This is a genomic window from Streptomyces sp. NPDC015346 (assembly GCF_043078785.1).
Lineage (GTDB): Bacteria > Actinomycetota > Actinomycetes > Streptomycetales > Streptomycetaceae > Streptomyces.
This window is the reverse complement of record NZ_JBIBTW010000002.1, coordinates 285,545-310,622: the sequence shown is the minus strand read 5'-3', so window position 1 is coordinate 310,622 and position 25,078 is coordinate 285,545. Positions and strand designations below refer to the sequence as shown.

Genomic DNA, 25,078 nt, shown 5'->3' with positions numbered 1-25,078 from the left:
GTCTGCCTAAGGGGTGTCCCGTAAACGATCTCTGATCCGGTGGGGATGTCGTGGTTCGGGCTGCTCGATCAACCAGCGAGGGCGAGGTTGTGCAGACGGGCAATGCCGCTCATGGCGTGATGGACGCCGTCGCCCTTCAAGCGGCAGTCGCGGAGGATCTACCAGATCTTCATGCGGGCGAAGGCGTGCTGCGAAGCGGGCGCGGACCTTGCGGTGGGAGGTGTTGTTTCTTCCTTCCAGGCGGGCAGTTCACGCTGTCCGCCCTCGCGGCGGTGCGGGATGATCAGCCGGTGCCGCGGTAGCCGCCGTCAGCGATCACGGTGGTGTTGCCGGCGGCGTCCTTGGCGCCGGAGGGCTCCCATGCCCTGCAGTCGTTGCGGTTGCCGGGCAAGGGTCGACCGACCACGACAACGCGCTGGGTGCCAGCGTCGATGACGAGCTGACGGTTGGTGGAGTAGCGGTAGTTCTTGGATTGCTCAGCCACTGTGTGGTCACGGGTGGGGACCAGGGTGCCGTCCACGATGAGCACGGTGTTCTTGCGGAACCGCCTGAGGGGCCGAAGTGCAAGCAGGGGTCCGAGGTGGTTGATGATGCGGTCGGCCGCGGGTTTGGAGACGCCGAAGAACGGGGCGAGCTGGCGCAGCGTCAAGTTGGTGCGCCATTAAGCGGCGACCAGTAGCACGCGGTCCTCCAGCGGCAGGCTCCACGGCCGGCCCCTGCGGACCGCGTCCGCGCCTTCACGCCGCAGTATCGTCAGCAACGTGCCGAAGCAGCGCGTGCTGAGCCCCGTGAACGGGGCTATCCGGGACGGCTGCGACGCGTGATCACACCAGCTACGGCGAGATCCTCACACGGTTCCCGCCGGCGCTGGCGAGCCAATCACTTCCTGGACGGGCATAGATCTCGGTTGCGGGTCAGGGGATCAGCGGTCTTCCCACTGGGTGCGGGCCAGCTCCGAGTTCGTCCGGACCAGGTCATGGTCGTCCTCAATCATGAACAGCGAGTACCGGCCCGTTGCGTCCAGGGCGTCGAAGACCCGGTGGGCCCAGGCGTCCGAGTCAGGCTGATTGGCGGTGACCCTTGCCGGGTGGGAGTGGTGCGGCTCGTCCAGGTCCGGCGGTACCGCAACCCAGACGCTCAGCCAGCGCTCGTTGTTCCCCCAGGTGAAGGAGGGGGGCTGACCATCGGCGTCGCCGGAGAACCTGATGCCGAAGGCCGCTTCGAGGTCAGCCCATAGGGTCTTCGCGAGGGTGACCCCCGGGACCTGCTGCTCCCGGTGGCCGGCGTAGATGTTGCATTCGCTCAAGGTGATCAGCCTCAGCCCACGTCGAAGGTCTTGTCGTAGCAGTATCCGAAGGGTGAAGTCGCACGACGCCGCTGCCGTGCGCAAAAACGTGTCGAGCCCCTTCTCGACCTCAGCCCACGACCCACGCACATCCGCGCCGCCTCGGAGATCGTTTACGGGACAAGCCTTGGCCAGGTCCGACTTTCGGGGGGCCTGGAGGACTCCATGCCCGCGGCCGGGCCGGTTACCTCCTGCGTCTGCGCGGTGGGGGTCAGCTGGTGATCTCGATGCGCCGGGGCTTGGCTTTCTCTGTGGCATGTGCGGTGCAGGCCGGACACGTCGCCGGAGGACCACCGCCGCGCCCTGGACCTCCTCGCCGGGTTCACGCCCCAGGTTCAGCCGCTGCCGCCGCTCGGCCGCGCTCGCACAGGTGAAGGGGTCGTTGCGCCATGGGGCGGAACATGCGAGAGGCCCGGCCGGCCACCGGCTGAAGCCGGCCGCCGGCGTGAGGGTGTGCGGGCGGTCGAAGCCGAGCCACTCAGTCGACGTGCCAACAGTTCTCGGCACAACCGCCGCTTCCTGCGCCGCCGACAGATCAAGCACACCATCTTCGATCCGAGGAACCAGCGGACCGACCGCCTCCAACGCGGCAGCCGAGGCGGCCGGACCCCCAACCTCGATGAGGTCTGCTACGTCCGCAGGAACCAAGTGGAACGACTGATCGGAAAGTCGAAGGTCAACCGGATGGAAGCCATGAGCTTCGACGAGCGGGGCCTACGTCTTCCACGGCACCGTGACCGTTGCTGCCCTTCGCCTGTGGCTTCAGGCATGACCTGCCAGACGCACAGTGGTCGCTGGGGCGTGGTGTCGGCGGTGGCCAAGGGCTCCCCCTGAGCCGCCGCGCGCGTACCGCAGGCCGCGGCACGCGGTCCTCCGACGCTGCATCACCGGGCCGACAACTACGTCTACCTCGGCATCGCCGGCCGCGATTCCTACCTGGACACCACAGGCGACGACTTCAATCGTGGCACGACGGACGAGTTCGTCCTGGGCGAGGGCGCCAACGTCCTCCAGGCCGAGTACAACGACCCTCGCAAGCCCCGGCTCGATACCGCCGACCTCGACCGGTACCCCGTCTGCATCCGCCTGGGCGGCGGGAACGACACCGACGGCTGGTGCCTGGAGCCGGGCCAAGGTCACGGTCAACCCCGACAGCGACAACCCCCACGTTTCGACAACCCCGTCCTCAAAAGCGTCGCCGACAACCGTCGCATCTGGCTGCGTCACGACTACGGCACCGCCCTCCACCTGCGCCGCACCTCCGGCACCCCCACCAGCCCCGGCAGGGCGGAGGTAATGTCCCCACCGGCCTGCGGATCGTCTACGGCAACATCGGAGCCGACGGCACCGCCCAGAGCGGCAGCGGCAACTTGTGACGGCTGGGTGCTGCTGGACAACACCCACGCCGCCGTCATCGAGGTCGGCCGTGTAGTCATCACGACCGTCGATGACAACGGCGGCCTGAACGACCGAACCCCCCGACGGCGGCCGGGCTTGCAGGCGCGGGCCCGGCCGCCTTGTCGTGCTCTGCCGAGCCGCCGCCGCGACGGCCACTCGCGGGGAAGCACGGCAGCCGGATCCGGCCCTGCGGTCAGCGGTTGTCGCCCAGTTCCTGGTGCATCTGAGGCTGGTCGTCCTTGTCGTGGGTGAGCGCGTACTTCTCGATCGCGTTGAAGTGCTTGGAAGCGACCCCGAGGACTTCCTTGTAAGGGTTGACGCCGACGGTCTTCTTGGCGCTGCCGCCGAGCAGGCCGCCGCCGATACCGCTGACGACCTTGTGGCCCTCGGCCAGGGGCTTGCCGGCCAGGTCCAGGGGGCTCTTCGGCACACCGGCCATGTCGGCGTACTTGTCGCCGAGCCCCACGCGGATCACCGCGATGAACGCGTCACTGACGGCGGGCGGGAGCAACTCCCGGTAGAACTTGATGGCCTGCGCGGTCATGAACAGCCCGTCGTCGGTCTTCTTCCACTCCTTGTCCCGCTCCTGGTTCCACACCTGCTCGACGTCGTCGGCGTTCTTGGGCAGCAGCCACTTCTCGGGGGTGCCGAGGTAGTGGTTGACGTAGTGCCAGGCACACATGAAGCCGTGGGCGTCATCCTTGGAGACGTCGATGCCGAGGTTGCGCATGGCCTGGAGGATCTGGGTGGAGAAGACACAGGCCGCGCCGGTGGTGTACTTCTGGGAGACCGGCTCGCCCCACTTGGCGTAGTCCCACTCGCCGCTCTTCTTGTGCAGCTGCCGCACCGAGGCGTGCACCAGGCGCACCTTGGTCACGCTCGCTCGCAGAGTTCCGTCCGTCATGGCGCCCTTGTTGCCCATGTCGACGAACAGGCGGGAGGACTGCGACAGGCGTCGGCCCGGTCCCTCCACACCGCCGAGTCGGCCAGTGGAGCGCAGGGTGAAAGCCCCGGTGGGCGCGAGGTAGGTGCCGATCAAACCGACGGTGCCCTGGAGCATGGACACTTCGCCGTGGTGGTGGGCGAAGAAGCCTTCGGCCGCCTTGACGTCCGCCGGACTCCAGCCCGGCGGATCAGCCTCGGCCCGGCTCATGAACTCGGCGAGCCGCTCGGGCAGCTGCGAGTAGTCCTGCCCCTTGCCCAGCTTGTTGATGGTACGGAACAGATGATTGACCCCGTCGACCTCCCGGTTGTCGATCAGGTCGGACACCAGCGCGTCAGCCTCTGGATCACCGACCTTGCTTGCGGCTTCCATCTCGGCCGCGGCGTTGGCAGTCGTCAATGGCACAGCAAACTCCATCCTTCGTCGAGCAGGACTGTGGGCCGCTGAGCCAGGTCCCTGGCTGGGCGGCAGGCGAATCCCGCCCGCTGTGCCACGCCCCCACGGAGCAGGGACGACACAGCACCCGCCTCTAGAGCAAGATCACCGTCCGTGATCCTTCCCTGATCGGGGTGAGTCCGCGATGCCCCATTCGAGGCACACAGGAGTGCGCCCCGCGCACTGAAGGCGCGTAAAGCTTGGCTTTTGGGGCCGGTCTGTCGGATCGGTGCCCCTTGGCCGTTCCGAGCCTCACGGAGGCCACATGGGCTGACCGGGACAGCCGCGTCGTCCCTCCGTGCGCGCGGATTCGGCTGCGCCTCGCGCCGGGCAAAATGAGCGGCATGGGCAACGAGGGGAACATCGGCTTCACGCTGCCGCGGGGGGCGACAGGCTTCTTCCGGCCGAAGGACGGCCCACTCCCGAAGACTGAGCTGCGGGCGTTCCGCGCCGCTCTGTATGCCGCTGCCCGCGTCGTCGGAGGCGAAGTGGGCGAGGTGGAGGAACAGGCATACCCCCGGACCTTCCACACCGCAACGATCGTCACACGCGCAGGCGAGAACATCGTCCTGTGTCACGCTCATCACCCATGGATCGCCTTCGCCCAGTCGCGTCGGGACTGGTACGGAGAGGAGTTCCTCGCTCCGCCGCCGTGGGCTCACGCTTTCACCAACGCGGGCTTCGTGGTCCTTGGTCGTGAACAGCTCGCCACACCACTCTCCAACGTGGACACATCAGTGCTCACACAGGGCGAGTGGCGTGAGGTGCGCCTCTACGGCATCACCACGTTGGGCGGAGTGCTCTTCAACGCGTGGGACTGACATCCCCACGGGAGACCGCGATCGACGCCGGACCATGAACGACAAGTTAAGAGGGCGGTGAGCGCTTTCCCGGGTAGAGGGGCCGAGAAGAAAGGACGGCCGGTATGGGTGAGTTGTTGATCGGGACGTGTTCATGGACGGACAAGGCGCTGGTGGCCAGCGGATGGTACCCACCCGGGCGGCGTGACCCGGAGGGGAGGCTGCGGCACTACGCCGAACGCTTCTCCGTCGTGGAGGTCGACGCCGGCTACTACGCACTCCCCAGCGTGCGCAACAGTCTGCTCTGGAGCGAACGCACGCCGCCGAGCTTCCGGTTCGATGTCAAGGCGTTCTCCCTCCTCACCGGCCACCCGACCCGCAAGACCGCCCTCCCCGCCGACCTGCGCGGCCACACCCTCGGCGACCCGGAGCTGCTCGACGAGGTCTGGCATCGTTTCGGGGCGGCCCTGCGGCCCCTTCGCGAGTCCGGCCGGCTGGGCGCCGTACTGTTCCAGTTCCCGCCGTGGTTCGGTCCGGGCGCGCGGGCGGAGACCGTGCTCCATGCCACCAGGAAACGGGCGTACCAGTGGCCGATGGCCGTGGAGTTCCGCCATCCCGACTGGTGGCGCGAGGACCGGCGGGAGCGCACTGCCGCCCTGTTGAGGGACCTGGACGCCACCGCGGTGGCCGTCGACACGGCCCAAGGGCTGCCCACCTCGATGCCCGCCGTCACACCCGTCACGTCCTCGAGGCTCGCAGTGGTCCGCTTTCACGGCCGTAGCGCCGCCTGGGGGACCGGAAGCAAGGAGGACCGCTTCCGCCATTCCTACACGCGGGAGGAACTGGCCGCCTGGCTGCCGCGCCTGCGCTCTATGGCGGACCGGACCGAGCAGCTGCACGTCCTGTTCAACAACTGCTGCGGTGACGCCGCGGTACGCGCCGCCGAGACGCTGAGCGGTCTGCTGGAAGGTTCCTGAAGCGACGGTCCGGTCACCGCGCCGCGCCGGTCGCGGGGAAGTCGGCCCATCTCAGGACGTGCTGCTCCACCCGGCGGTCCGGGAGTACGAGTCGAGCAGGTCCACCACGAAGACCAGGGTCGAGTGCGCCGGGATCAACGGTGAGGGCGCCTCCTTGCCGTAGCCGAGACGCGGAGGGATGACGATCTCGCGCCGCCCGCCGACCCTCATCCCCCGCACACCCCGGTCCAGCCCCTTGATGACCCTGCCGCCGCCCAGGGCGAACTTGAACGGCTCGCCGCGGTCCCAGGAAGCGTCGAACTGCGTCCCGGACTCGAAGGTCACCCCTACGTAGTGCACCCGGACCACCATGCCCGGCTTCACCTCGGCCCCGTCCCCGACGATCAGGTCGCGGATGGTCAGCTCGGTGGGAGCGGCACCCTTCGGAACGTCGACCTCGGGCTTCGTCTGCTCACCCATCACAGCCTCATCACTCTCCGCAGGCGACCCGCACGGACCATCCGGACACACGGACTCTCCATGGCAGCCTATGCAGGTCAGAGGCCGTATCGAAAGTATTCGACACGGCCTCGAGTCCGTTTCTGGGACCGTGTGAACCCGGTCAGCCCTGGTCGGCCACGAAGGAGGCCATCCAGGTCAGGGCCGAGTTCCAGTTGATGGTGAGCTCGTTGGTCGACCAGGACTGGATGTCGTCGATGTAGCAGAACTGACCGACGCATCCCTGGAGCCGGCTCTGCGCGAGCGGGTCCTGGATGCTGGAGTTCGGGCCGCCGGACAGCGAGCCGGCCGGCGGGCGGGGCAGCTTCGGGTCGAGCTGGTGGGCGTACCAGCGGCTGTGCTGGTTCTCCGCGCTGACCTCGCCGAAGCCGGTGACGTAGGAGATGTTCAGGGCGTTGCGGCCCAGGATCGAGTCCATGCTCTGGACGGCCCCGTCGCGGTACTTCGCGCCGCCGGTGAGGTCGTAGGCGGTGGCCAGGACGACGGCGTTGTTGAGGATCTGGTGCGTGGAGCCCCAGTCGTACCTGTGGCCCTCGGGGGCGTACGGAATGCCGTAGGGGTGGGCGTGGAGCGTGGCCAGATAGCGGTCGGCGCCCTGGAGTACGGACTGGCGGACCTTGTCGCGGCCGGGCAGCCGGTTCGGGACGGTGGCCAGGTCGAGCCGGGCGGGGACGGCCGTGCGCGCCCAGTCGAAGCTGATCGGCCCGAAGATGTCGGCGGTGTGGACGGGGGAGTTCAGGATGTGGTCCTGGAACTCCTTCCCGCCGGTGGTCAGGTACAGCTCGGTGGCCGCCCAGTAGAACTCGTCGCTGACGTCACGGTCGGCGTAGGCGCCGCCGCCGATGCCGTCGCTCTCGGAGGCGAGGACGTCGGGGTGGGCGACGGCCGCGGCCCAGGCCGTCCGGGCCGCCGCGAGCGCGGTGGCGGCGAACCGGGGGTCGTACGGCTTGTACAGGCGGGCCGCCTGGGCGGCGGTCGCCGCGAGGTTCAGGGTGGCCGCGGTGGTCGGCGGGTGCAGCTCGCGCTTCTGCGGGTCGTCGGAGGGCATCAGCGGCAGGCCGGTCCACTTCTCGTCGTGGATCTTGTGGTGGACCATGCCGGCGAGCGGCTGACCCTCCGGCACCCGCATCTTGAGCAGGAACTCCAGCTCCCAGCGGGCCTCGTCGAGGATGTCCGGCACCTTGTTGCCGCTCTCGGGGATGTCCAGCGTGCCGTCGCCGAGCTTCTCCGCCTGCCCGGTGCGGGCGAGCAGGGCGCGCTCGTAGGTGCTGAGCAGCTGCCAGACAGAGATGCCGCCGTTGACGACGTACTTGCCGTGGTCGCCGGCGTCGTACCAGCCGCCGGTGACGTCGAGCGTGTAGTCGCACACGCCGGGCTGGCAGGGCACGTTCCCGTCACCCTGGTTGGGGGCGACGTCGACGTGACCGGCCGCGCGGCCGTAGCCGGGCCGCAGGTCGTCGCGGATCGCGACCCCGCTGCGCTGGGTGTAGTAGAACTTCGCGGCGTCCAGGCGGAGTTTGTCGTAGGCGGCGGTGCCGATGTCGAAGGGGCGGCTGGTCTCACCGTCGGCGACCAGGGTGAGACCCGTCCCGGCCGCGCGGTGGTCACCGAAGTGGATCGAGTGGACGTTCTGCCCGGAGGAGGGGTCCACACCGCGCGGCACGGTCCAGCCGCGCGCCACGACGGTGCCGGAGGCGTTCTTCAGCTGCCAGGGCAGCCGCCCGGTCGCCTCGGTCACGAGGGTGGCGTTCTTCGGCCCGCGGGGCAGGTACGCGACCTGGTTGACCCGGACCCGGGGGCCGGTGTCGGGCTTGTACTCCTCCGGCGGCACCCCGCCCAGCAGGGACACGTCGTCGAGGCAGAACCGCCAGGGCTCGGCGGCGCCGCCGAGCTGGAAGCCGACCTGCCCCTGGGTCGTGTCGACGGGTGAGGCGAAGGTGTAGGTGTAGGTCTTGCCGGACACGCTCAGCTGCGGGGTGACCTCGTAGTACGTGTCGTACGGCGACACCTGCAGGCCCACGATCGCGCGGACGGAGTTGCCCTCGGGGGCGCCCGTCGCGTGGAAGCTGAACCGGTACGACTCTCCCTTGACGAGCGTGATGTCGTTCTGGCCGACGGCGGCGTCCCAGCGGTTCGTCGTGCCCCCCGGCACATCGGCGCACAGTCTGCCGTCGGTCAGTCCGGCGGTGACGTTGTCGGTCCACCACGAGTCGGTGGTGGTGTCGAAGGTGCCGTTCCTGACCTGCTCGACCTCGTCCGCCCCCGCCGGGCCGGCGGGCACGGCGGTGAGGGCGGTCGCCAGCAGGGCCGTCAGGCACAGCAGGGCCGTTCTGCGTCTGTTCACGTCTGGGCTCCTCGTCGGCAGGTGCGGTACGACTCAGCTATTGGGAGCGCTCCCATGAAGGCGTGGACATCTTTGTGGCTGAAGCGGCGAGTCGTCAACGGCCCGGACCGCGCTCGATTCATTCGGTTCCGATGGGTTGTCAGAACACCGTGGGACTCCTACAGTCCCCGGCAACCGCACGTGGGAGCGCTCCCAACAGTGGGTGACGGGGAGCGCTCCCGACCTAGATCAGCACCCCCGGTCATCCCCCCATCCCTCCCATCACTCCCGGAGAGGCTCCCCCCATGCGAGCGTCACCGCACCGCCCCCTCGCCGCGCGCGGCATGCTCGGCGCGCTGCTCATCGCTCTCGCCACCGTCGCCGCTCTCCTGGCCGCCGCCCCGGCGGCCCGGGCGGACACCCTGATCTGCGAACAGTACGGTTCGACCACCATCCAGGGCCGCTACGTGGTCCAGAACAACCGCTGGGGTACGAGTGCCCCCCAGTGCGTCACCGCCACCGACACCGGCTTCCGGGTGACCCGGGCCGACGGCTCGGTTCCCACCAACGGCGCCCCGAAGTCGTACCCCTCGGTCTTCAACGGCTGCCACTACACCAACTGTTCGCCGGGAACCAACCTCCCCGCGCAGCTCAGCGGCATCGCCAGTGCCCCCAGCAGCATCTCGTACGGCTATGTCGGCGACGCGGTCTACAACGCCTCGTACGACATCTGGCTGGACCCCACGCCCAAGACCGACGGGGTGAACCGGACCGAGATCATGATCTGGTTCAACAAGGTCGGCCCGATCCAGCCGATCGGCTCCCAGGTCGGCACCGCCACCGTCGGCGGGCGCGCCTGGCAGGTGTGGACGGGCAGCAACGGCTCCAACGACGTCATCTCCTTCGTCGCCCCGTCAGCCATCGCCGGCTGGAGTTTCGACGTCATGGACTTCGTCCGGGAGACCGTCTCCCGCGGCATGGCTCAGAACAACTGGTATCTGACCAGTGTCCAGGCCGGCTTCGAGCCGTGGCAGAACGGCGCCGGGCTCACGGTGAACTCCTTCTCCTCGGCCGTGAACCTCGGTACGCCCGGTCCCGGCGAACCCGGCCCCGGCGAACCCGCCCCGGCGACGTCCTGCAAGGTGACGTACGCGACGAACGTCTGGACCGGCGGCTTCACCGCCGACGTCACCGTCACCAACACCGGTTCGACCCCTGTCGACCCCTGGAAGCTGTCCTTCACCCTGCCCTCCGGGCAGCGGATCACCCACGCGTGGAATGCCGCCGTCACGCCGGCCTCCGGGGCCGTGACGGCGACCGGCCTCGCGCACAACGCGCGGATCGCGCCCGGCGCCGGCCAGACCTTCGGCTTCCAGGGAACCCACAGCGGCACGTTCGTCCAGCCGTCCGGGTTCCGGCTCAACGGCACCGCCTGCGCGTGATCCGACCGACCGGACGACCACCCCAACGAACACACAGGAGACATGATGGCTGGACGCGAGAAGCGCCTCGCCTCCCTGGCGGCGGTGCTCGCGACCCTGCTCGGTGGGCTCGGCCTGATCCTGCTGGGCCAGGGCAGCGCGCAGGCGCACGGCGTCACGATGACGCCCGGATCGCGCACCTACCTCTGCTGGCTGGACGCCAAGACCAGCACCGGCGCCCTCGACCCGACCAACCCGGCGTGCAAGGCGGCACTCGCCGAGAGCGGCGCGACCGCGCTCTACAACTGGTTCGCCGTGCTCGACTCCAACGCCGGCGGGCGCGGCCCCGGTTACGTCCCGGACGGGAAGCTGTGCAGCGCCGGTGACCGATCGCCGTACAACTTCACCGGATACAACGCCGCACGCGCCGACTGGCCCCGGACGCACCTGACGTCCGGGAAGACGATCCAGATCAAGCACAGCAACTGGGCCGCCCACCCGGGCTCCTTCCGGGTGTACCTGTCCAAGGCCGGCTACTTGCCGAGCACCGAACTGGGCTGGGACGACCTGGAGTTGATCCAGACCGTCACCGACCCACCGCAGAGCGGCTCGCCGGGCACGGACGGCGGCCACTACCACTGGAGTCTGAATCTGCCCTCGGGCCGCTCGGGTGACGCCGTGATGTTCATCCAGTGGGTGCGCTCGGACAGCCAGGAGAACTTCTTCTCCTGCTCCGACATCGTCTTCGACGGCGGCAACGGCGAGGTGACCGGCATCCGAGGCTCGGGCGGCACCCCGACCCCCACCCCGACCCCGACTCCCACGCCAACCCCGACTCCCACACCCACCCCCACGCCGACCAACCCCCACACCGGCTGCATGGCCGTCTACAGCGTGACCAACTCCTGGAGCGGCGGCTTCCAGGGTTCCGTGGAGGTCATGAACCACAACACGGCCGCGCGTGACGGCTGGGCCGTCAGGTGGACGCCCGGCGCGGGCACCAAGGTCAGCAGTGTGTGGAACGGCGCGCTGACCACCGGATCCGACGGCTCGCTCACGGTCAGGAACCTCGACTACAACCGGACCATCCCGCCGGACGGCAGCGTCACCTTCGGGTTCACGGCCACATCGACCGGCAACAACCTTCCGGTCGGCTCGATCGGCTGCGTCGGCCCGTAGCCGCGGACGGAGGCGCCGGTTCCCCGCATCACGCGGGAACCGGCGCCGACCCGTCGTCCCTGGTGCGTACTAGGTCGGGCCCCGAGTCAAAAGGCCGTGGCGGAGATCTTCACTCTCACCGCTGCGCTCGGAATGCTGGGCGACGCGACGTAGCCGCCCCCCAAGGGACGCGCCCCCACGGGACGGGCGCTCGACATCTGTGGTGTGCTGGAGGTGTCAGCGACATCCCGCGCGACCTTGCGGGAGGAGCGTCATGCAACTCCTTCACATCACCGCCCCGGCACCCGTCCGCCCACCCGCGTCGCCGCTCAGGCGCGACGTGATGGTCGCCTGGTCGTTGATGGTGCTCATCGCCGCATTGGCGTGGGTGCTGACCGTCGGCCAAGCGCGCGGCATGGGCGTCGGGCCGGGCACGATGGGGCTGGCGCTGCCCCTCTTCCTCCTGCTGTGGCTCACCATGATGGTGGCGATGATGTTCCCCTCGGTGGCCCCCGTCGCCCTCACCTGGGCGCGCTCCATCGGGCGCGGCTCCTCCGGGGCGGCGCGCGCGGTGCGCACCACCGAGTTCGTCGGAGGCTATCTGCTCGTCTGGTCGGCCTTCGGCCTCGTCGCGTACGGCCTGCTCACGCTCACCGGCGAGGCGGTGCGGGACCACCCCGGCGCCGGGCGGTGGATCGGCGCGGGGGTGTTCGTCCTGGCCGGCCTCCAACAGCTGGGCCCCTTGAAGCGGGTGTGCCTCCGGCACTGCCGGTCCCCCATGCTGCAGCTGCTGCAGTACGCGCGCTTCCGCCCCTGGCTGCGGGACCTGAGGGTCGGCGCGCATCACGGGCTGTACTGCCTGGGCTGCTGCTGGGGCCTGATGATCGTGCTCATCCCGCTCGGTGTGATGAACGTGGCGGCCATGGCGGGGCTCGCCGCGGTGATCTTCCTGGAGAAGCTGTGGAGGTACGGGCCCTGGCTCACCCGGGCGGTCGGCGTCACGTTCCTCGTGCTCGGTGTGCTCGCGCCGTTCCAGCACTGGTTGCTGCCGGGGCTCGCCGCGGACGAGCCGTCGATGGGGCCGATGGGGCCGATGTGATGAATGAGGCCCATGGGCCACACGGGCTCATGGGCCCCATGGGCGCGCCGTTCGACGCGCCCGTCGACGCCCCTAGCGGCCGGTAGCGGCACCCTCGGCCTGCTCGGAGGCGAAGGAGAAGTCGCCGATCTCGCCGTACGTGCTGTCGAAGGAGAGCCCGAAGGCTTCGGAACGGCCCTTGGCGGTCCCGAGGGTGAACTCGGGGGAGAAGCCGAACAGCGCGTTCTTGACCGTCGTCGGCGTGCCGTCGGGCCCCCGCAGTGGCGTGAACTCGATGTCGCTGCGGCCGCCCACCGTGAGCCGGGGAGTCTCCCCGTCGGAGAGGGAGACCTCCGCCCGCTCCACGCCGAGGTACTCACCGAAGAACTGCGAGAGGTCCCCGAACGGTCCGCCGGCCCGCCCGGAGACGATGGTGTCGATCGCCTCGGCCTGCTCGTCGCTCGCGCCTTCGTCGACGACGATCCCGACCTTCCAGTCGCCCGAGGTCAGGTTCGAGGGGAACTCGTTGTAGAGCGCGAAGTCCACACCGGACAGGTCGACTTCGTCCAGTCGGCCCTCGGCCACGTGGAAGACGCCCACCCCGAGGCACCCCTCCTTGCCCTGCGGGTCCCGCGGCTTGGCGTCGACGGCGCACCCGCACACGATCGCGCACGAGCAGCCGGCGACGTAGTTACCGGATATGTCCCATGTCATGACCTGCTCCTTTCCGCGAGCGTCCCGGCGAGCTCGGGGAGTCAGTCGGGGCCACTCCAGTCGAACGGGAAGTGTTTGCTGGACCTGCCGCTGCGGTCCCAGGTGAAGCCGAACGCGTCGGCCCGGTCGGTGGTGGCGCGGCCCCACGTGGCGATCTGGCCGGGACCGACCTCCGAGCCGGGAGCGTTGTGGACCTGGACCCTCGCCCCCTCGGGAGTGGTCGGGCCGGTGAGGGCCTCGGCGCGGGCGGTGACGCGGCCCGGGACCTCGGCGCTCCACGACCCGAGGTCGTCGTCGATCTCGATGGTGATGGGCGTGATGTCCATGCCGCGCATCTCGGGGCCGAAGACCTCACCGAACTGCTGCGGCCAGCCTCCTGCCTCACCGCCGAAGATCGCTCCGAGAGCGGCGCGTTGCCCGTCGTCGGCACGCTCGTCGACGAAGACGGCGGCGTAGGGGTCCGTATGCGTGCCGGCCCATACGTCGCCGGTGAAGGAAGCGAGCATCAGGACGTTCAGTCCGTCGAGCCGGACGTCCCCGTATCGGCCCTCTCGTATGTGCCAGGCCATGACGCCCTCGCAGTCCCCCTCGGTGGGGGGCTGGGCGAACGTGCACGGGCAAGGGATGGCGCACTTGCAGGTGTCGAACCAGTCGCCGACCAGATGCCAGGCGGGACCGGTGCTTGTTTCGGTCATCTCGCTGACCTCCTCGATCCTGCTACCGGAAGGTTTCAGGAAAGCGAGGTCGTCCCGCGATGTGCCCGGAGGCGGGCGCCCGAGGCGGGTGCACCAGGCGGGTGCACCAGGCGGGTGCCCGGAAGGGGGTGCCCGCCGACAGGGGCCCGACGGCCGCGAGGGCGGAGCGGCCTCATGTCCAGCATGCGCCTCTCCGGCGCGGAACTACAGCCCTCCTCCCGGGCCGCGGACCGCTCGTGGCGGTAACGTCTGTGGTGTGGTGACGCAGTCGCCGCTGGTCGGCCGGGTGGTCGAGCGGGCAGCGCTGGAAGAGGGGCTCGCGCGGTGCCGGGCCGGCGCGGGCGGTCTGATCCTGGTGAGCGGGGACGCGGGCGTCGGCAAGAGCCGGCTGGTCCGGGAGGTCCTCGCCGATTGGGACGGCGGTCTGCTGCAGGCCACGGCCACCCCCGGGGCCGACGTGTGGAGCACCCTCGGCGAACAGATCGGCGACACGGCGCCACCGGAGCACGCCGGAGTCGGTACGGCCGACAGCGGTGCCGTGGCCGACAGCGGCGCCGTGGCGGACCGGTCGCCATGGGCGGGGAACATGCGGCGGGCTCTTCGCGCCCTCGGACGGCGCCGGCCGACGATCGTCGTCCTGGAGGACCTCCACTGGGCCGGCGCCGCGGCCGTCGACCGGCTCCCGGACCTCGCTGCGGCGCTGGTGAGGGAGCCGGTGCTGATCCTGGCCACCTACCGCGGCGAAGGCCTCCCACGCTCCCATCCCGTCCGGCGCCTGCGCGCCGAACTGCGCAGGGCCGGCCACTTCGCCGAAATCGCGCTGCGGCCGCTGACCGCCGAAGAGACCGGGGAACTGCTCGCCGGACTCCTGCACGCCAGACCCACCCCGGAACTGACCGCGGCGGTGCACGACCGGGCGGAAGGACTGCCCTTCTTCGTCGAGGAACTCGCCGCCGCACTGGCCGAGTCCGGCGGCCTGCGCCGCACGGGCGACCGCGTCGCCCCGGCCCCGGACGCGCCGCTCGCCGTCCCCGACAGCGTCGTGGACGCCGTACTGCTCCGTACGGAGGGTCTACGGCAGCGCCACGGAACGGCGGTCGAACTCGCCGCCGTCCTCGGCGTACGCGTCGATCTCCCGGTGCTGGCCGCCCTCGCTGAACCGCAGGGCGTCGACCAGCTGCTCGAGTCCGGGCTGCTGCGCGAAGAGGGCCCCGGATCAGCGGTGTTCCGGCACGCGCTCGTACGGGACGCGCTGTACCGGACCATCCCGTGGGCCCGCCGGCGCGGCCACCACCAGCGGGTCGCCGCCGAGCTCAGCGCCCGTGGAGCGGCGCCCGAGGAGGTCGCCGCCCACTGGAGCGCCGCGCACGAACACCGGCGGGCGAGGCCGCTGCTGCTGGCCGCGGCCGAGCGCCACCGCGCCGCCCACGCCTACCGGGACGCCGCCGCATCGGCTCGTAAGGCCCTGGACGACTGGCCCGAGGACGTCGACCCGGCCGGCCGGATCGCCGCCCTGGAGCTGCTGGCCGAGTGCGCCGAGCTCAGTGGGGAGCCGGAGCCGGCCGCGACGGCGTGGGCGCGGGTCGCGGAGGTGCGCCGCGCCCGGGGCGATCTCGCCGGCGCCGCGGCCGCCCAGCGGAGGCTGGCCAACGCCGCCGGGCTGATGGGCGACCGGCCCCGCGTGGTCGCCGCACGCGAGGCGGCGGCGCAGGCCTTCGCGGCGGCGGGCCGACGCGGGGAGGCGGCGGGCGAACGTCTCGCCCTCGCCGACCACTGGAAGTCCGCCGCGCACTTCACCAGAGCGCTGGAGCAGGCGGTGGCCGCCGCGGAGGACGCCGAGGCGGCGGACCGAGGCGACCTGAGAGCCCACGCCCTCGCCCTGCGGGGCGCGCTGGTCGCCGCACTGGGAGACGGTCCGCGCGGAGTCGCCCTCGCCCGCTCCGGTCTGGCACTGGCCCTGAAAGCCCGGCCGGGAGCGTCGACCGGCGAGACGTACTACGAACTGGCCGAGGCACTGGAGTACGCGGCCGACTACGCGGCGGCGGCGGACGTCTACCAGAAGGCCTTCGAACTCTGCCGCGAGCAGGGCGCCACCGAGCTGGCACAGGTCTGCTTCACCTGTACGTCACCGGTGGTACGGCTCATGGGCGACTGGGACCGCTCGCTGGCCATCTGCGCCGCGACGCTCGCCGACGAACACGCGGCCGAGCCGATGCGCATGGTGGCGCAGGAGGAGATGGGACTCATCCACGCGCTGCGGGGAGACCGGCGCCGGGCCAGAGGGCCGCTGCGCCGCGCCGCCGCCTTCGGCCACGCCCAGGGGATCTTCGGCATGGAGGTGGGCGCCCTCTGGGGGCTGGCCGTGGTCGCCGGCCTCGACGGGGACGAGGCCGCGGCACTCGCCTCCGTGACGACCCTGCTGGAACGCTGCCGGACCAACGAGGAAGGGCACTACGCGCTGCCGGCTCTGCGCTGGAGCGCCACGTTCCTGGCGGACCGGCGCGACCACGACGGCCTCGCGCGCTGCCACCGGCTGCTGGCCACCGCCGCGACACGGACCGGCTCGTCCAAGGTCCTGGCGGCCCTCGCGCACACCGGGGGAGAGCTCGCCCTGGTGGACGGAGACGCGCGGCGGGCGGCGGCGCGGTTCGGCCGGGCCGTGGACCTCCTGCACGGTGTCCCGGCGCCGTTCGAGAAAGCGCTCACCCAGCGGCGCCGGGCGGCGGCACTGGCCGCGGCCGGTGAGCGGGAGACGGCGGTCTCCCTGCTGACCGGCGCGTACCGGACCGCCCGCCGACTGGGTGCCAGACCGCTGGAACGAGAGTGCGCGACGGCGCTCGCGGAGATGGGCGAGCGGGTGGACCGCCGCCTCGGCCGGCTCGCCGCCCGCTCGCTCGAACCCGCCGGTCTCACCCGCCGCGAGAAGGAGGTGCTGCGCCTGCTCGTGGACGGCCTGACGAACCGCGACATCGCCCGGGAGCTCTTCCTCAGCCCCCGCACGGTCGACATGCACGTCCGTCATGTGCTCGACAAGCTCCACTGCTCCTCGCGGACGGCGGCGGCCCGCCGCGCCGCCGAGCTGGGCCTGACCGACGACCCGGCCCCCGCGCGAGAGGCGGAAGTACGGCGGTAGCCCGCCGGAAATACGGCAGTACGGCGCATGTTCTCTCCCGCTCCGCTCCCTACCGTGGGGTGCGGGCAACCAGAAGGGGCGGGAGAGGAGACAGCGGTCATGGAGAAGCTGGCCATCGTCGTCAGGGACGACGCGTACGACAAGATCCTCACGCCCCTCACGTTCGCCTGGCTCTGCGCGGAGAAGGGCGTGGAGGTGGACATGCTCTTCGTGCTCTGGGCGGTCCGGGTCCTCACGAAGGAGGGCGCCGGCTCGCTCCGCGTGGAAGGCCGCCACGCCGCGGACGAGGGCGCGCTGCGCGAGCAGATGATCAAGGATGGGGAGCCCACCGAGATCATGGACTACCTCACGTACCTCAAGGGAACCGGCAAGGTGCGCTTCTACGGGTGCCGGGCGGCCGCGGGGTCGTTCGGCGTCGACGAGTCGAACCTGATTCCCGAGGCGGAGGGCATCGTGGACGCCACCTGGTTCCTGGAGGAGAAGGCGACCCGGGCGGACCACTGCCAGTACTTCTGAGGCGGTCACTTCGGAGGCGGTCGGCGGTCGGCGGTCACGTTTCGCGGCGGTCGGCGAGGGGGTGTTTGCCGTCGGCGTGGTGGGTTAGCCGCGCGTACGCCGGGGGCCGCTTCGGCCGCCGGACACGTACAGACGCAGGAGGTGTCCACCATGGGACTGCCGATACGGCGGGGCGGCGGAGCCCTGAGCCGAGGGGCGATGTGGGACCCGATCCGGGACTTCGAAAGCATGTGGGACGAGATGGGCAGGATGCTCGAGCGCGCGGCCACGCCGGCCGGCGGGGGCACCTGGATGCCCATGGCGGAGGAGCGGGAGGACGACAACGCCTACACCGTGAAGGTAGAGCTGCCCGGCTTCCCGCCGGAGAACATCGATCTGGAGGTCGAGGGGGACGAACTGGTCATCAGCGGTGAGCTGGCCGAGGAGCACTCGGGGAAGGTCCTCAGCCGCAGAACCGGCAAGTTCATGTACCGCACGACGCTGCCGCCGGGCGCCGACAGCGAGCAGTGCGACGCGAAGCTCGACAACGGCATCCTCACCGTCACCGTCCCGAAGAGGGAACAACGGGCCGAGCGCCGGAAGATCGAGATCGGAACCCGTCGCACCATCGCGGGCGAGACCGAGCCCACACGGATGGACCCGCAGGCAGGCGGCGAGTGACAGCCGGGGAATAGAGCCGGGGGAATGAGGACCGGCGAATGCGCGCTGGGGGCCGCGCGCTGGGGGGCGGGGCCGCTGTTACTCCGGCTCCGTGCCCTCCACGCCGTACGTCCTGGTCCAGGTCTCGCCGCAGCGGCAGCGGTACAGCTCGCTCAGCTCACCGCTCGCCGAGATCCGCACGTCGGCCTTCAGCCGGACGTGTACATGTTCACCCATGCGCTCATAACTTTCTGAAAGCCCCCGAAGTGGCGGAGTGGCGTTCATTGTGGACACGCCGGGTCGGCCGCCACAACGCCCGGCGGGGAGCTTTCGCCATAATCCTCGTCACATCGACCGCCATCGCCTCGGCCGGGCGGTCAGCGGAGCTGGCGGCGGACCAGCTCGTGGAAGAGGCCGGTCGTGTCGGCAAGCAGATGGGCCGGGGGACCCTGCTGGACGATGCGCCCCTCCGACATGACGATCACGCGGTCGGCGTCCATGACCGTCGACAGCCGGTGGGCGATCACGACGCGGGTCGCGGCCAGGGCGCGGGTCGACTCGATGACCACGCGCTGAGCCTCGTTGTCCAGCGCGCTCGTCGCCTCGTCGAAGAAGAGGATGCGGGGCTTGCGGATGAGGGCCTGGGCGATCATCAGCCGCTGGCGCTGGCCGCCCGAGATGGTGGCCCCGCCGTCGGACAACATGGTGTGCATGCCCATGGGCATGGCCTTGATGTCCTCGGCGAGGCCCGCCATCGCCGCCGCCTCCCACGCCTCCTCCAGAGAGAACGCCTCGGCGCCGCGGATGCAGTCGAGTATCGAGCCGGTGAGGGGCTGGGCGTTCTGCAGGACGACGCCGCACTGCCGGCGCACGGCCGCCTGGTCGAGGGCCGACAGGTCCTGGCCGTCGTACAGCACGCTGCCCGAGGTCGGCTTGTCGAAGCCGATGAGCAGGCGCAGCAGGGTCGACTTGCCGCAGCCGCTCGCCCCGACGATCGCGACGAAATCCCCCGGCCGGACCTTGAAGTCGATCTCGTCCAGGACCAGCGGGCCGTCCTCGGTGTAGCGGTAGGACAGCTGCCGGGCCTCGACGGCGCCGCTCAGTACGCCCGGCCGGGCGGCGGCGCCGCGTACCTCGGGGACCTCCCGCAGGATGGGCTTCACCTCCTCGAACATGGGCAGTACGGCGGCGGCGGACAGGAGCGCGCCGGTCACCTGCGTGACCGAGGCGAGCAGCAGCGTCACGGCGGTGCTGAAGGTGAGGAACTCACTGGCGGACATGGTGCCTCGGGCCGGTCCGGCCAGCAGCATGAACATCACCAGGGTGCACAGCGGCAGATAGACCGCGTTGAGCACGGTGATGACGTTCTGCAGCCGGCCGGCGCGCTGCTGCAGGACGCGTGTCCGGGCGAACTCCCGCGCCCAAGCGGCGTAGGCGAAGCTCTCGGCCGCGGCGACGCGCAGTTTCGGCAGTCCGCGCAGGGTCTGGAAGGCCTGGTTGTCGAGTCGGTGGCTGATCTTGATCAGGCGGCGCTGATAGCGCAGTTGCCACATGCCGAGGCCCAGGAAGACCACGGCGATCAGGAACAGCATGGCCAGCGCCGCCATCGCCAGCGGCACGCTGTAGACGAGCAGCAGGACGAGGTTCATCGTGCCGACCGTGCCCGCCTGGACGCAGACCGATCCGATGCCGGACAGCAGGCGGCGGATCGAACTGATACCCATGGCCGCGCCGGCCAGTTCGCCCGTCGAGCGGCCCGCGAAGAACGTGGTCGGCAGCCTCAGCAGCCGGTCCCACACCGCGGGCTGCAGCGTGGCCTCGATACGGCCCTCCATGCGCAGGATGGAGACGTTCTGCAGGAGCATGAACGCGGCCGAGACCACGCTGGTCGCGATCAGCGCGATCGCCGCCTGCACGATGAGGCCGCTCTCGGCCTGGGGGACGTACGTTCCCAGCACCGTGCCGGTGGTGATGGGGACGAGGGAGCCGAGGGCCACCGCGACAAGGCCGCCCAGGACGATGCCGCGCAGCTCCCGGCGGGTGCCCCGCACGCTGAACCGCATCAGCGCCGGCAGGCTCAGCCGGCCGTCGGGCAGCGGGCGGTACAGCATCACGGCCTGCCGCTCGAAGGCGGCGGCGTCGTCGGCGTCCCGGATCCGTTCGCGCCCGCCGGTCGCCGGGTCGACCGCCACATAGCCGCCGCGCCGCCACAGCAGCGCGACCGGAGCCCCGTCCTTCTCGCGCCGGCCGACCAGGGGCCCGCTGTCCTCACGCCACCAGCGCCCGCCGAGGCCGATGACACGGGTACGGATCCGGGAGGCGAGCGCGATGCGTTCGACGGGGTCCGTCCGCTCGGCGTCGGCGCCCGTCTCGGTCGGCGTGGACAGGCTGATGCGCGCCTCTTCCGCGACCAGACGGCAGGCGGCGAAGGTGGCGTCGACGCCCGCGCCCCGGCGCGTCCTCCCCGCGCCGGTGCTGCCGATGGAGGCCAGCAGAGCCTGATCGGCTTCGGTACGAGCGGTCCGGCCGGCCTCGGCGCCGGCCGCCGCACGGTCCTCGTGGGCGCGTTCGCGCTGCTCGATCCAGCGGCCCAGGGCGTACAGCAGGCGGTACTGCTGCTCGACCATGGTCTGCCACAGCGTCGGGTCGACGAGCAGGGCCCCGGCCGCCTCCGCCGCGTAAGCGGCGCCGTACCGCACGCTGCCGGGGGAGACCTGGATCCAGACGATGTCGTCGTCCGAGCCGGCCTGTCCTGTGCCGGCGGCGCCCCTGCCCCCGTCGCCGCCGTCCAGCGGGGCCTCGTACAGCACGCGCAGGCCGCGGCCGACGCCGCGCGCGAAGGCGGTCTCCAGGGGGCTCAGGTATCCCTGGGCGGCGCCGCCGCCGTACGTCGCCTCGTCGGCGTACCACTGCCCTTCGTACCACTGGCCCTCGTGCCACTGACCCTCGTGCCACTGACCCTCGTGCCACTGACCGGTGGACCCATGGCCCTCGTACCACTGCCCGTCGTACCACTGGCCTTGCTGTCCCTGGGCGGCGAGCTCGCGCAGCTCGATACGGCGCAGCAGACAGCCCCGCGCGGGCCGGCCGACGAGGGTGTGCTCGGGGCCCTCGGCGGGGCCGAGGAGCAGGGCGCCCGCCTCCAGCCTGCCCAGGAAGTGCCAGTTCCCGAGCTGTGCGGCGTCGACGGCGAACAGGTCCAGCTCGCCGTGGACGACGAGCCACAGCACGGACGGGCCCTCCAAGGAGAGGCTGGACAGGCCCGCGCAGTCCACCGGCGAGCCCAGTTGGCCCAGGGCCGCGACGACCGGGTCCGGGACCGCGACGGCCGGGTCCTGTGGCACGTGGGGCACGTGTGGCACGACGGCCGGGTCCGTCGCCGCGACGACCGGGTGCGAGGGCGTCATCTCGGCGCTCACCTCAGTGCTCCTTGACCAGTTGGGCGTACGGGCCCCCGGCGGCCACCAGATACTCGTGCCGCCCGCGCTCCACGACCGCGCCCCGGTCGAGCACGAGGATCTCGTCGCTGTCGCGCACGGTGCTGAGCCGGTGGGCGATGACCACGCAGGCGCAGCCGCGACGCCGCAGGTTGTCGATGACGACCCGCTCGGTCACCGCGTCCAGGGCGCTTGTCACCTCGTCGAGCACCATGACGCTGGGGTCGCGCACCAGCGCCCGGGCGATCTCGAGCCGCTGGCGCTGACCGCCGGAGAAGTTCCGGCCGTCCTGCTCGACGCGGCTGTGGATGCCGCCGGGGCGGCGGGACACCACATCGAACACGGCCGCGTCCTCGAGCGCGGCGACGACGGCCTCGTCCGTGATGGACGGGTCCCACAGCGCCACGTTGTCGCGGACGGTGCCCGCGAAGAGGAAGACGTCCTGGTCGACGAAGGAGACGGAGGCGGCAAGCGCGCTGCGGGGGATGTCGTCGAGACGCATCCCGTCGATGCGGATGGTGCCCTCCCAGGGGGCGTAGAGCCCGGCGATCAGCCGGGACACGGTGGACTTGCCGCTGCCGGAGCCACCCACGAGGGCCACCTGCTGCCCGGGACCGACCGACAGCGAGAAGTCCTTGAGCAGCGGGGCGTCCAGCGGGCTGTAGCCGAAGGTGATGTGGTCCAGCTCCACATGGCCGGAGAGCCGGCGGCTGCCGACGGCGGGCTCGCGCCGGGTGTGGACGGGATCGACGGGGAAGTTCTCCACGTCCTTGAGCCGTGCGACGTCGGCCGCGAAGTCCTGGATCCGGCCGGCCACGCCGTTGAGGCGCGTGATCGGCGCGGTGAAGCTGGTCACGAGGGCCTGGAAGGCGACGAGCAGACCGACGGTGAGATGCCCCTCGACCGCCCGCAGGCCGCCGATCATCAGGATCAGCGCGCTGTTGAGCGCGGCGAGGGTGGGCGCGACGATCGCCAGCCACGCGCTGGGCACGCCGAGCCGCTGCTGTACGTCGAGGGTGACCGCGTGCTGTCCGGCCCAGCGCCGGAAGAAACCGTTCTCACCACCGGTGGCCTTCATCGTCTCGATGAGCTGGAGGCCGCTGTACGAGGTGTTGGTCAGCCGGGCGCTCTCCGCCCGCAGTTTCCTGGTGTCGGTGGCCCTCACCTGGATCACGATCCGCATCGCCACCACGTTGAGCAGCGCGACCAGCACGCCGAGGACGGCGAGCTGCGGGTCGTACGTCCACAGCAGTACGGCGTAGAGCACGACCACGACGGCGTCCACGCCGGCGGCGGACAGATCGCGGGCGAGGGTCTCGGCGACCGCGTCGTTGGACCGGAGTCGCTGGACGAGGTCGGCCGGATTGCGCTGGGCGTAGAAGGTGACGGGAAGTCTGAGGAGGTGCCGCAGGAACCGGGCGCTGCCGAGGGTGGAGGAGATGACGCGTCCGCGCAGCAGATTGGTCTGCTGCAGCGCGGTGAGCGTCGCGGTGAGCACCAGCGTCGTCGCCATGGCGGTGAAGAGCACGCCGAGCAGGGACGTCTGCCCGCCGATGAGGAACATGTCGATGTACGTACGGCTCAGCGCGGGCACCGACGCGCCGACGGCCACCAGGAGGAGGCTGGAGATCACGGCGGCGGCCATGGTGCCCGAAGTGCCCCGCAGGCGGGCCGGCATGGCGCCCAGGACGCTGGGCTTGCGGCCGCTGCGCCGGAAGTCCGCGCCGGGCTCGAAGGTGAGCACGATGCCGGTGAAGCTGGTGTCGAACTCGTCCATGGGGACGAAACGGCGGCCCTTGCCCGGGTCGTTGACGTACACGCCCCTGCGCCCGAACCGGCGCCCCATGCCGTCGTAGACGACGTAGTGGTTGAACTCCCAGAACAGGATCGCGGGGGCGCTGACCTCGGCAAGTGCCGCGAGGTCCATCTGCATGCCCTTGGCCTGGAGGCCGTAACCACGGGCCGCCTTCAGGAGGTTGCTGGCCCGGGAGCCGTCGCGGGAGACGCCGCAGGCGATGCGCAGCTCTTCGAGGGGGACGAAGCTGCCGTAGTGCCCGAGCACCATGGCGAGCGCGGCGGCGCCGCACTCCACCGCCTCCATCTGCAGCACGGTGGGGGTGCGTACGGTACGGGGCCTGCGGCCTCGGGGAGCGGGGCGGCGGTCTCGGGGAGCGGGCCGGCGGCGCCGGCTGCCGGCGGGCGGGACGCGGCGGGCCGCCGCCCGGGACGGGGTGGGAGCGGGGGCGGGGGAAGGCGCGGGGGCGGGGGAAGGCGCGGGGGCGGGGGAAGGCGCGGGGGCGGGGGAAGGCGCGGGCGCCGGGACGTGGGCCGGGGCGGGTTCGTGGGGAGCGGTCACGGGAGCAGCCAGTCGACGGGGCGTTGCGCGGAGAGATGGACGGAGCCGGTGACCGGCGTACCGGAGTCGACGGCGTGCGGGGGTCCGTCCGCGGAGGACCAGGCGTAGCCGGACTTCGTGGAGGCGGAACGCTCCAACGTCACGAGCACCGCCACCGGATTGCCCTGGCGGGTGAATTGCGCGGCGAGCCCGCTGTCGCCGAGGAAGCCGGCGATCTGCGCCTCCGTCTGGTGCGCACGGCCCACGGCCTTCACCCGGCCGCGCAGCACACCGAACTGGTCGCGGGGGACGGACTGCACGGTCAGGTCGACCGCGGCGCCGACCGGGACCGTCGACGCGCTGCCGCCCGGTACGTACAACACGGCCATCAGGGGGTCGTCGGGACGGGTCACGCGCTCGACGGTCGCCACGTCGGCGCCGGTTCTGACGACCGCGCCCATCCTGGCGAAGAGGGTGGTCACCCGGCCGCCCGCGACCGCGCGCACGGGCCGGTCGCCCTGCTCGGTACGGATCGTGAGGAGCGGCGCACCGGCGGCCACCTGCCGGCCCTCCTCGACGAGGACCTCGGTCACCTGTCCGGCGACGGGGCTCTGCAGCAGATAGCTGCCCTCGGCGTGGGTGAGGACGCCGGGGGTGCTCAGCTTGGAGGACACCGTGCCGGCGAAGGCCCAGTAAGTCGCGGCGGCCATGACGACGAGGGTGACGGCGAGCACGAGGCGGCCCTGCGGGCGTGCGAAGCGCACGGGCACGTCGAGTTCTTCGGGGGACTGCAGCTTGGAAAGTGCCTTTTGGCGGAACTGCACGGACTATTCCTTCTGCTGCATTGGCCGCATCGGCCGCATCGGCTGCATGTGCCGGATGAGCCGCAATGAGGAGCATTTGCCGAGGTCGGACACGGGCGTGACCATGAACCCCGGAGCTGGGAATGCTCCGGGGTTCATGGTCGTGTTCCACTCAGAGACCGGCGATACCGGCGACGGCGGAGGTGTTCACCGAAACGCCGGTGATGCCCATGGCCAGGCCGGGGGCGCCGGCGGCGAGGCCCTCGACGCCCTGGACGGTCTGGAGGGAGCCGACGGCGCCCAGGACGTTGGTGACATCGCTGGTCGCGGCGCCGGCGAGACCGCCGGAGACGCTGACGAGACCGCCGGAAACGGCGTCCAGCTCGGCGTCGGCGATCTCACGGGTCTCGAGGTTGTCACGCATGATGCG

At 71.0% G+C, this 25,078-nt stretch carries 19 protein-coding genes and 1 pseudogene; 8 read left to right on the top strand and 12 right to left on the bottom strand.

Features of this window, described 5'->3' with window-relative positions; all coding sequences use genetic code 11:
• Nucleotides 1–68: 68 nt before the first annotated feature.
• The 3 genes and pseudogenes from ACF06X_RS07385 to ACF06X_RS07375 all read right to left on the bottom strand — a co-directional run bounded on the left by ACF06X_RS07385 (nt 69) and on the right by ACF06X_RS07375 (nt 4,091).
• Nucleotides 69–828 (bottom strand): annotated as a pseudogene (locus ACF06X_RS07385) (transposase).
• A 94-nt stretch (nt 829–922) separates the two neighbouring features.
• Nucleotides 923–1,306: a hypothetical protein gene (locus tag ACF06X_RS07380; RefSeq protein WP_392286251.1), complete on the bottom strand. Its 384-nt coding sequence runs from the start codon at nt 1,304–1,306 to the stop codon at nt 923–925.
• 1,630 nt (nt 1,307–2,936) lie between these two features.
• A complete protein-coding gene (locus tag ACF06X_RS07375) occupies nt 2,937–4,091 on the bottom strand; it encodes an oxygenase MpaB family protein (RefSeq protein WP_392286250.1) in 1,155 nt (384 codons plus the stop codon).
• A gap of 374 nt (nt 4,092–4,465) precedes the next feature.
• Here ACF06X_RS07375 and ACF06X_RS07370 point away from each other — a divergent pair, with 374 nt between their 5' ends.
• On the top strand, nt 4,466–4,942 hold the full coding sequence (locus ACF06X_RS07370; protein WP_392286249.1) for a hypothetical protein: 477 nt from the start codon (nt 4,466–4,468) through the stop codon (nt 4,940–4,942).
• Between the two features lie 104 nt (nt 4,943–5,046).
• Nucleotides 5,047–5,898, top strand: coding sequence for a DUF72 domain-containing protein (locus tag ACF06X_RS07365; protein ID WP_392286248.1), 852 nt, complete (start codon nt 5,047–5,049; stop codon nt 5,896–5,898).
• A 51-nt stretch (nt 5,899–5,949) separates the two neighbouring features.
• On the opposite strand, the gene ACF06X_RS07360 is transcribed toward ACF06X_RS07365, so the two are convergent.
• Together ACF06X_RS07360 and ACF06X_RS07355 are read right to left on the bottom strand one after the other, a co-directional pair.
• The gene (locus tag ACF06X_RS07360) at nt 5,950–6,357 is read right to left on the bottom strand and encodes an FKBP-type peptidyl-prolyl cis-trans isomerase (protein WP_392286247.1); all 408 of its coding nucleotides are present in this window, start codon (nt 6,355–6,357) and stop codon (nt 5,950–5,952) included.
• Between the two features lie 142 nt (nt 6,358–6,499).
• Nucleotides 6,500–8,740 (bottom strand): glycoside hydrolase family 9 protein, encoded by a 2,241-nt coding sequence (locus tag ACF06X_RS07355; RefSeq protein WP_392286246.1) that lies wholly within the window; start codon nt 8,738–8,740, stop codon nt 6,500–6,502.
• A gap of 284 nt (nt 8,741–9,024) precedes the next feature.
• On the opposite strand from ACF06X_RS07355, the gene ACF06X_RS07350 reads away from it, so the two are divergent.
• The 3 genes from ACF06X_RS07350 to ACF06X_RS07340 all read left to right on the top strand — a co-directional run bounded on the left by ACF06X_RS07350 (nt 9,025) and on the right by ACF06X_RS07340 (nt 12,397).
• On the top strand, nt 9,025–10,161 hold the full coding sequence (locus tag ACF06X_RS07350) for a cellulose binding domain-containing protein (protein WP_392286245.1): 1,137 nt from the start codon (nt 9,025–9,027) through the stop codon (nt 10,159–10,161).
• Nucleotides 10,162–10,206: 45 nt separating this feature from the next.
• Nucleotides 10,207–11,319 carry a lytic polysaccharide monooxygenase gene (locus tag ACF06X_RS07345; protein WP_392286244.1) on the top strand — a complete coding sequence of 371 codons (1,113 nt, stop codon included), beginning with the start codon at nt 10,207–10,209 and terminating at the stop codon, nt 11,317–11,319.
• Nucleotides 11,320–11,572: 253 nt separating this feature from the next.
• Nucleotides 11,573–12,397 (top strand): DUF2182 domain-containing protein, encoded by an 825-nt coding sequence (locus ACF06X_RS07340; protein WP_392286243.1) that lies wholly within the window; start codon nt 11,573–11,575, stop codon nt 12,395–12,397.
• A 72-nt stretch (nt 12,398–12,469) separates the two neighbouring features.
• Here ACF06X_RS07340 and ACF06X_RS07335 read toward each other — a convergent pair whose 3' ends face one another.
• Nucleotides 12,470–13,090, bottom strand: coding sequence for a DUF1326 domain-containing protein (locus ACF06X_RS07335; protein WP_392286242.1), 621 nt, complete (start codon nt 13,088–13,090; stop codon nt 12,470–12,472).
• Nucleotides 13,091–13,131: 41 nt separating this feature from the next.
• Nucleotides 13,132–13,785: a DUF1326 domain-containing protein gene (locus ACF06X_RS07330; RefSeq protein WP_392286241.1), complete on the bottom strand. Its 654-nt coding sequence runs from the start codon at nt 13,783–13,785 to the stop codon at nt 13,132–13,134.
• 256 nt (nt 13,786–14,041) lie between these two features.
• Here ACF06X_RS07330 and ACF06X_RS07325 point away from each other — a divergent pair, with 256 nt between their 5' ends.
• From ACF06X_RS07325 to ACF06X_RS07315, 3 genes are all read left to right on the top strand, one after another.
• Entirely contained in the window at nt 14,042–16,918 is a 2,877-nt protein-coding gene (locus ACF06X_RS07325) for a helix-turn-helix transcriptional regulator (protein ID WP_392286240.1), read from the top strand.
• Nucleotides 16,919–17,017: 99 nt separating this feature from the next.
• Entirely contained in the window at nt 17,018–17,434 is a 417-nt protein-coding gene (locus ACF06X_RS07320; RefSeq protein WP_392286239.1) for a DsrE family protein, read from the top strand.
• Nucleotides 17,435–17,584: 150 nt separating this feature from the next.
• On the top strand, nt 17,585–18,094 hold the full coding sequence (locus tag ACF06X_RS07315; RefSeq protein WP_392286238.1) for an Hsp20/alpha crystallin family protein: 510 nt from the start codon (nt 17,585–17,587) through the stop codon (nt 18,092–18,094).
• Nucleotides 18,095–18,172: 78 nt separating this feature from the next.
• On the opposite strand, the gene ACF06X_RS07310 is transcribed toward ACF06X_RS07315, so the two are convergent.
• The 5 genes from ACF06X_RS07310 to ACF06X_RS07290 form a co-directional block, all read right to left on the bottom strand.
• Complete coding sequence (locus ACF06X_RS07310) at nt 18,173–18,310, bottom strand: hypothetical protein (RefSeq protein WP_392286237.1); 138 nt, start codon at nt 18,308–18,310, stop codon at nt 18,173–18,175.
• A gap of 140 nt (nt 18,311–18,450) precedes the next feature.
• Nucleotides 18,451–21,480, bottom strand: coding sequence for an NHLP bacteriocin export ABC transporter permease/ATPase subunit (locus tag ACF06X_RS07305; protein WP_392286877.1), 3,030 nt, complete (start codon nt 21,478–21,480; stop codon nt 18,451–18,453).
• 13 nt (nt 21,481–21,493) lie between these two features.
• The gene (locus ACF06X_RS07300) at nt 21,494–23,620 is read right to left on the bottom strand and encodes an NHLP family bacteriocin export ABC transporter peptidase/permease/ATPase subunit (protein ID WP_392286236.1); all 2,127 of its coding nucleotides are present in this window, start codon (nt 23,618–23,620) and stop codon (nt 21,494–21,496) included.
• A gap of 242 nt (nt 23,621–23,862) precedes the next feature.
• Nucleotides 23,863–24,669 (bottom strand): HlyD family efflux transporter periplasmic adaptor subunit, encoded by an 807-nt coding sequence (locus ACF06X_RS07295; RefSeq protein WP_392286235.1) that lies wholly within the window; start codon nt 24,667–24,669, stop codon nt 23,863–23,865.
• Nucleotides 24,670–24,820: 151 nt separating this feature from the next.
• Nucleotides 24,821–25,072 (bottom strand): hypothetical protein, encoded by a 252-nt coding sequence (locus ACF06X_RS07290; RefSeq protein WP_392286234.1) that lies wholly within the window; start codon nt 25,070–25,072, stop codon nt 24,821–24,823.
• Between the last annotated feature and the right edge of the window lie 6 nt (nt 25,073–25,078).

Excerpts from the sequence above, each read along its gene's own strand:
- ACF06X_RS07360 (WP_392286247.1), bottom strand. The coding sequence starts at position 6,357 with ATGGGTGAGCAGACGAAGCCCGAGGTCGACGTTCCGAAGGGTGCCGCT.
- ACF06X_RS07330 (WP_392286241.1), bottom strand. The coding sequence starts at position 13,785 with ATGACCGAAACAAGCACCGGTCCCGCCTGGCATCTGGTCGGCGACTGG.
- ACF06X_RS07345 (WP_392286244.1), top strand. The coding sequence starts at position 10,207 with ATGGCTGGACGCGAGAAGCGCCTCGCCTCCCTGGCGGCGGTGCTCGCG.
- ACF06X_RS07335 (WP_392286242.1), bottom strand. The coding sequence starts at position 13,090 with ATGACATGGGACATATCCGGTAACTACGTCGCCGGCTGCTCGTGCGCG.
- ACF06X_RS07290 (WP_392286234.1), bottom strand. The coding sequence starts at position 25,072 with ATGCGTGACAACCTCGAGACCCGTGAGATCGCCGACGCCGAGCTGGAC.
- ACF06X_RS07350 (WP_392286245.1), top strand. The coding sequence starts at position 9,025 with ATGCGAGCGTCACCGCACCGCCCCCTCGCCGCGCGCGGCATGCTCGGC.
- ACF06X_RS07365 (WP_392286248.1), top strand. The coding sequence starts at position 5,047 with ATGGGTGAGTTGTTGATCGGGACGTGTTCATGGACGGACAAGGCGCTG.
- ACF06X_RS07370 (WP_392286249.1), top strand. The coding sequence starts at position 4,466 with ATGGGCAACGAGGGGAACATCGGCTTCACGCTGCCGCGGGGGGCGACA.
- ACF06X_RS07320 (WP_392286239.1), top strand. The coding sequence starts at position 17,018 with ATGGAGAAGCTGGCCATCGTCGTCAGGGACGACGCGTACGACAAGATC.
- ACF06X_RS07340 (WP_392286243.1), top strand. The coding sequence starts at position 11,573 with ATGCAACTCCTTCACATCACCGCCCCGGCACCCGTCCGCCCACCCGCG.
- ACF06X_RS07305 (WP_392286877.1), bottom strand. The coding sequence starts at position 21,480 with ATGACGCCCTCGCACCCGGTCGTCGCGGCGACGGACCCGGCCGTCGTG.
- ACF06X_RS07315 (WP_392286238.1), top strand. The coding sequence starts at position 17,585 with ATGGGACTGCCGATACGGCGGGGCGGCGGAGCCCTGAGCCGAGGGGCG.
- ACF06X_RS07310 (WP_392286237.1), bottom strand. The coding sequence starts at position 18,310 with ATGGGTGAACATGTACACGTCCGGCTGAAGGCCGACGTGCGGATCTCG.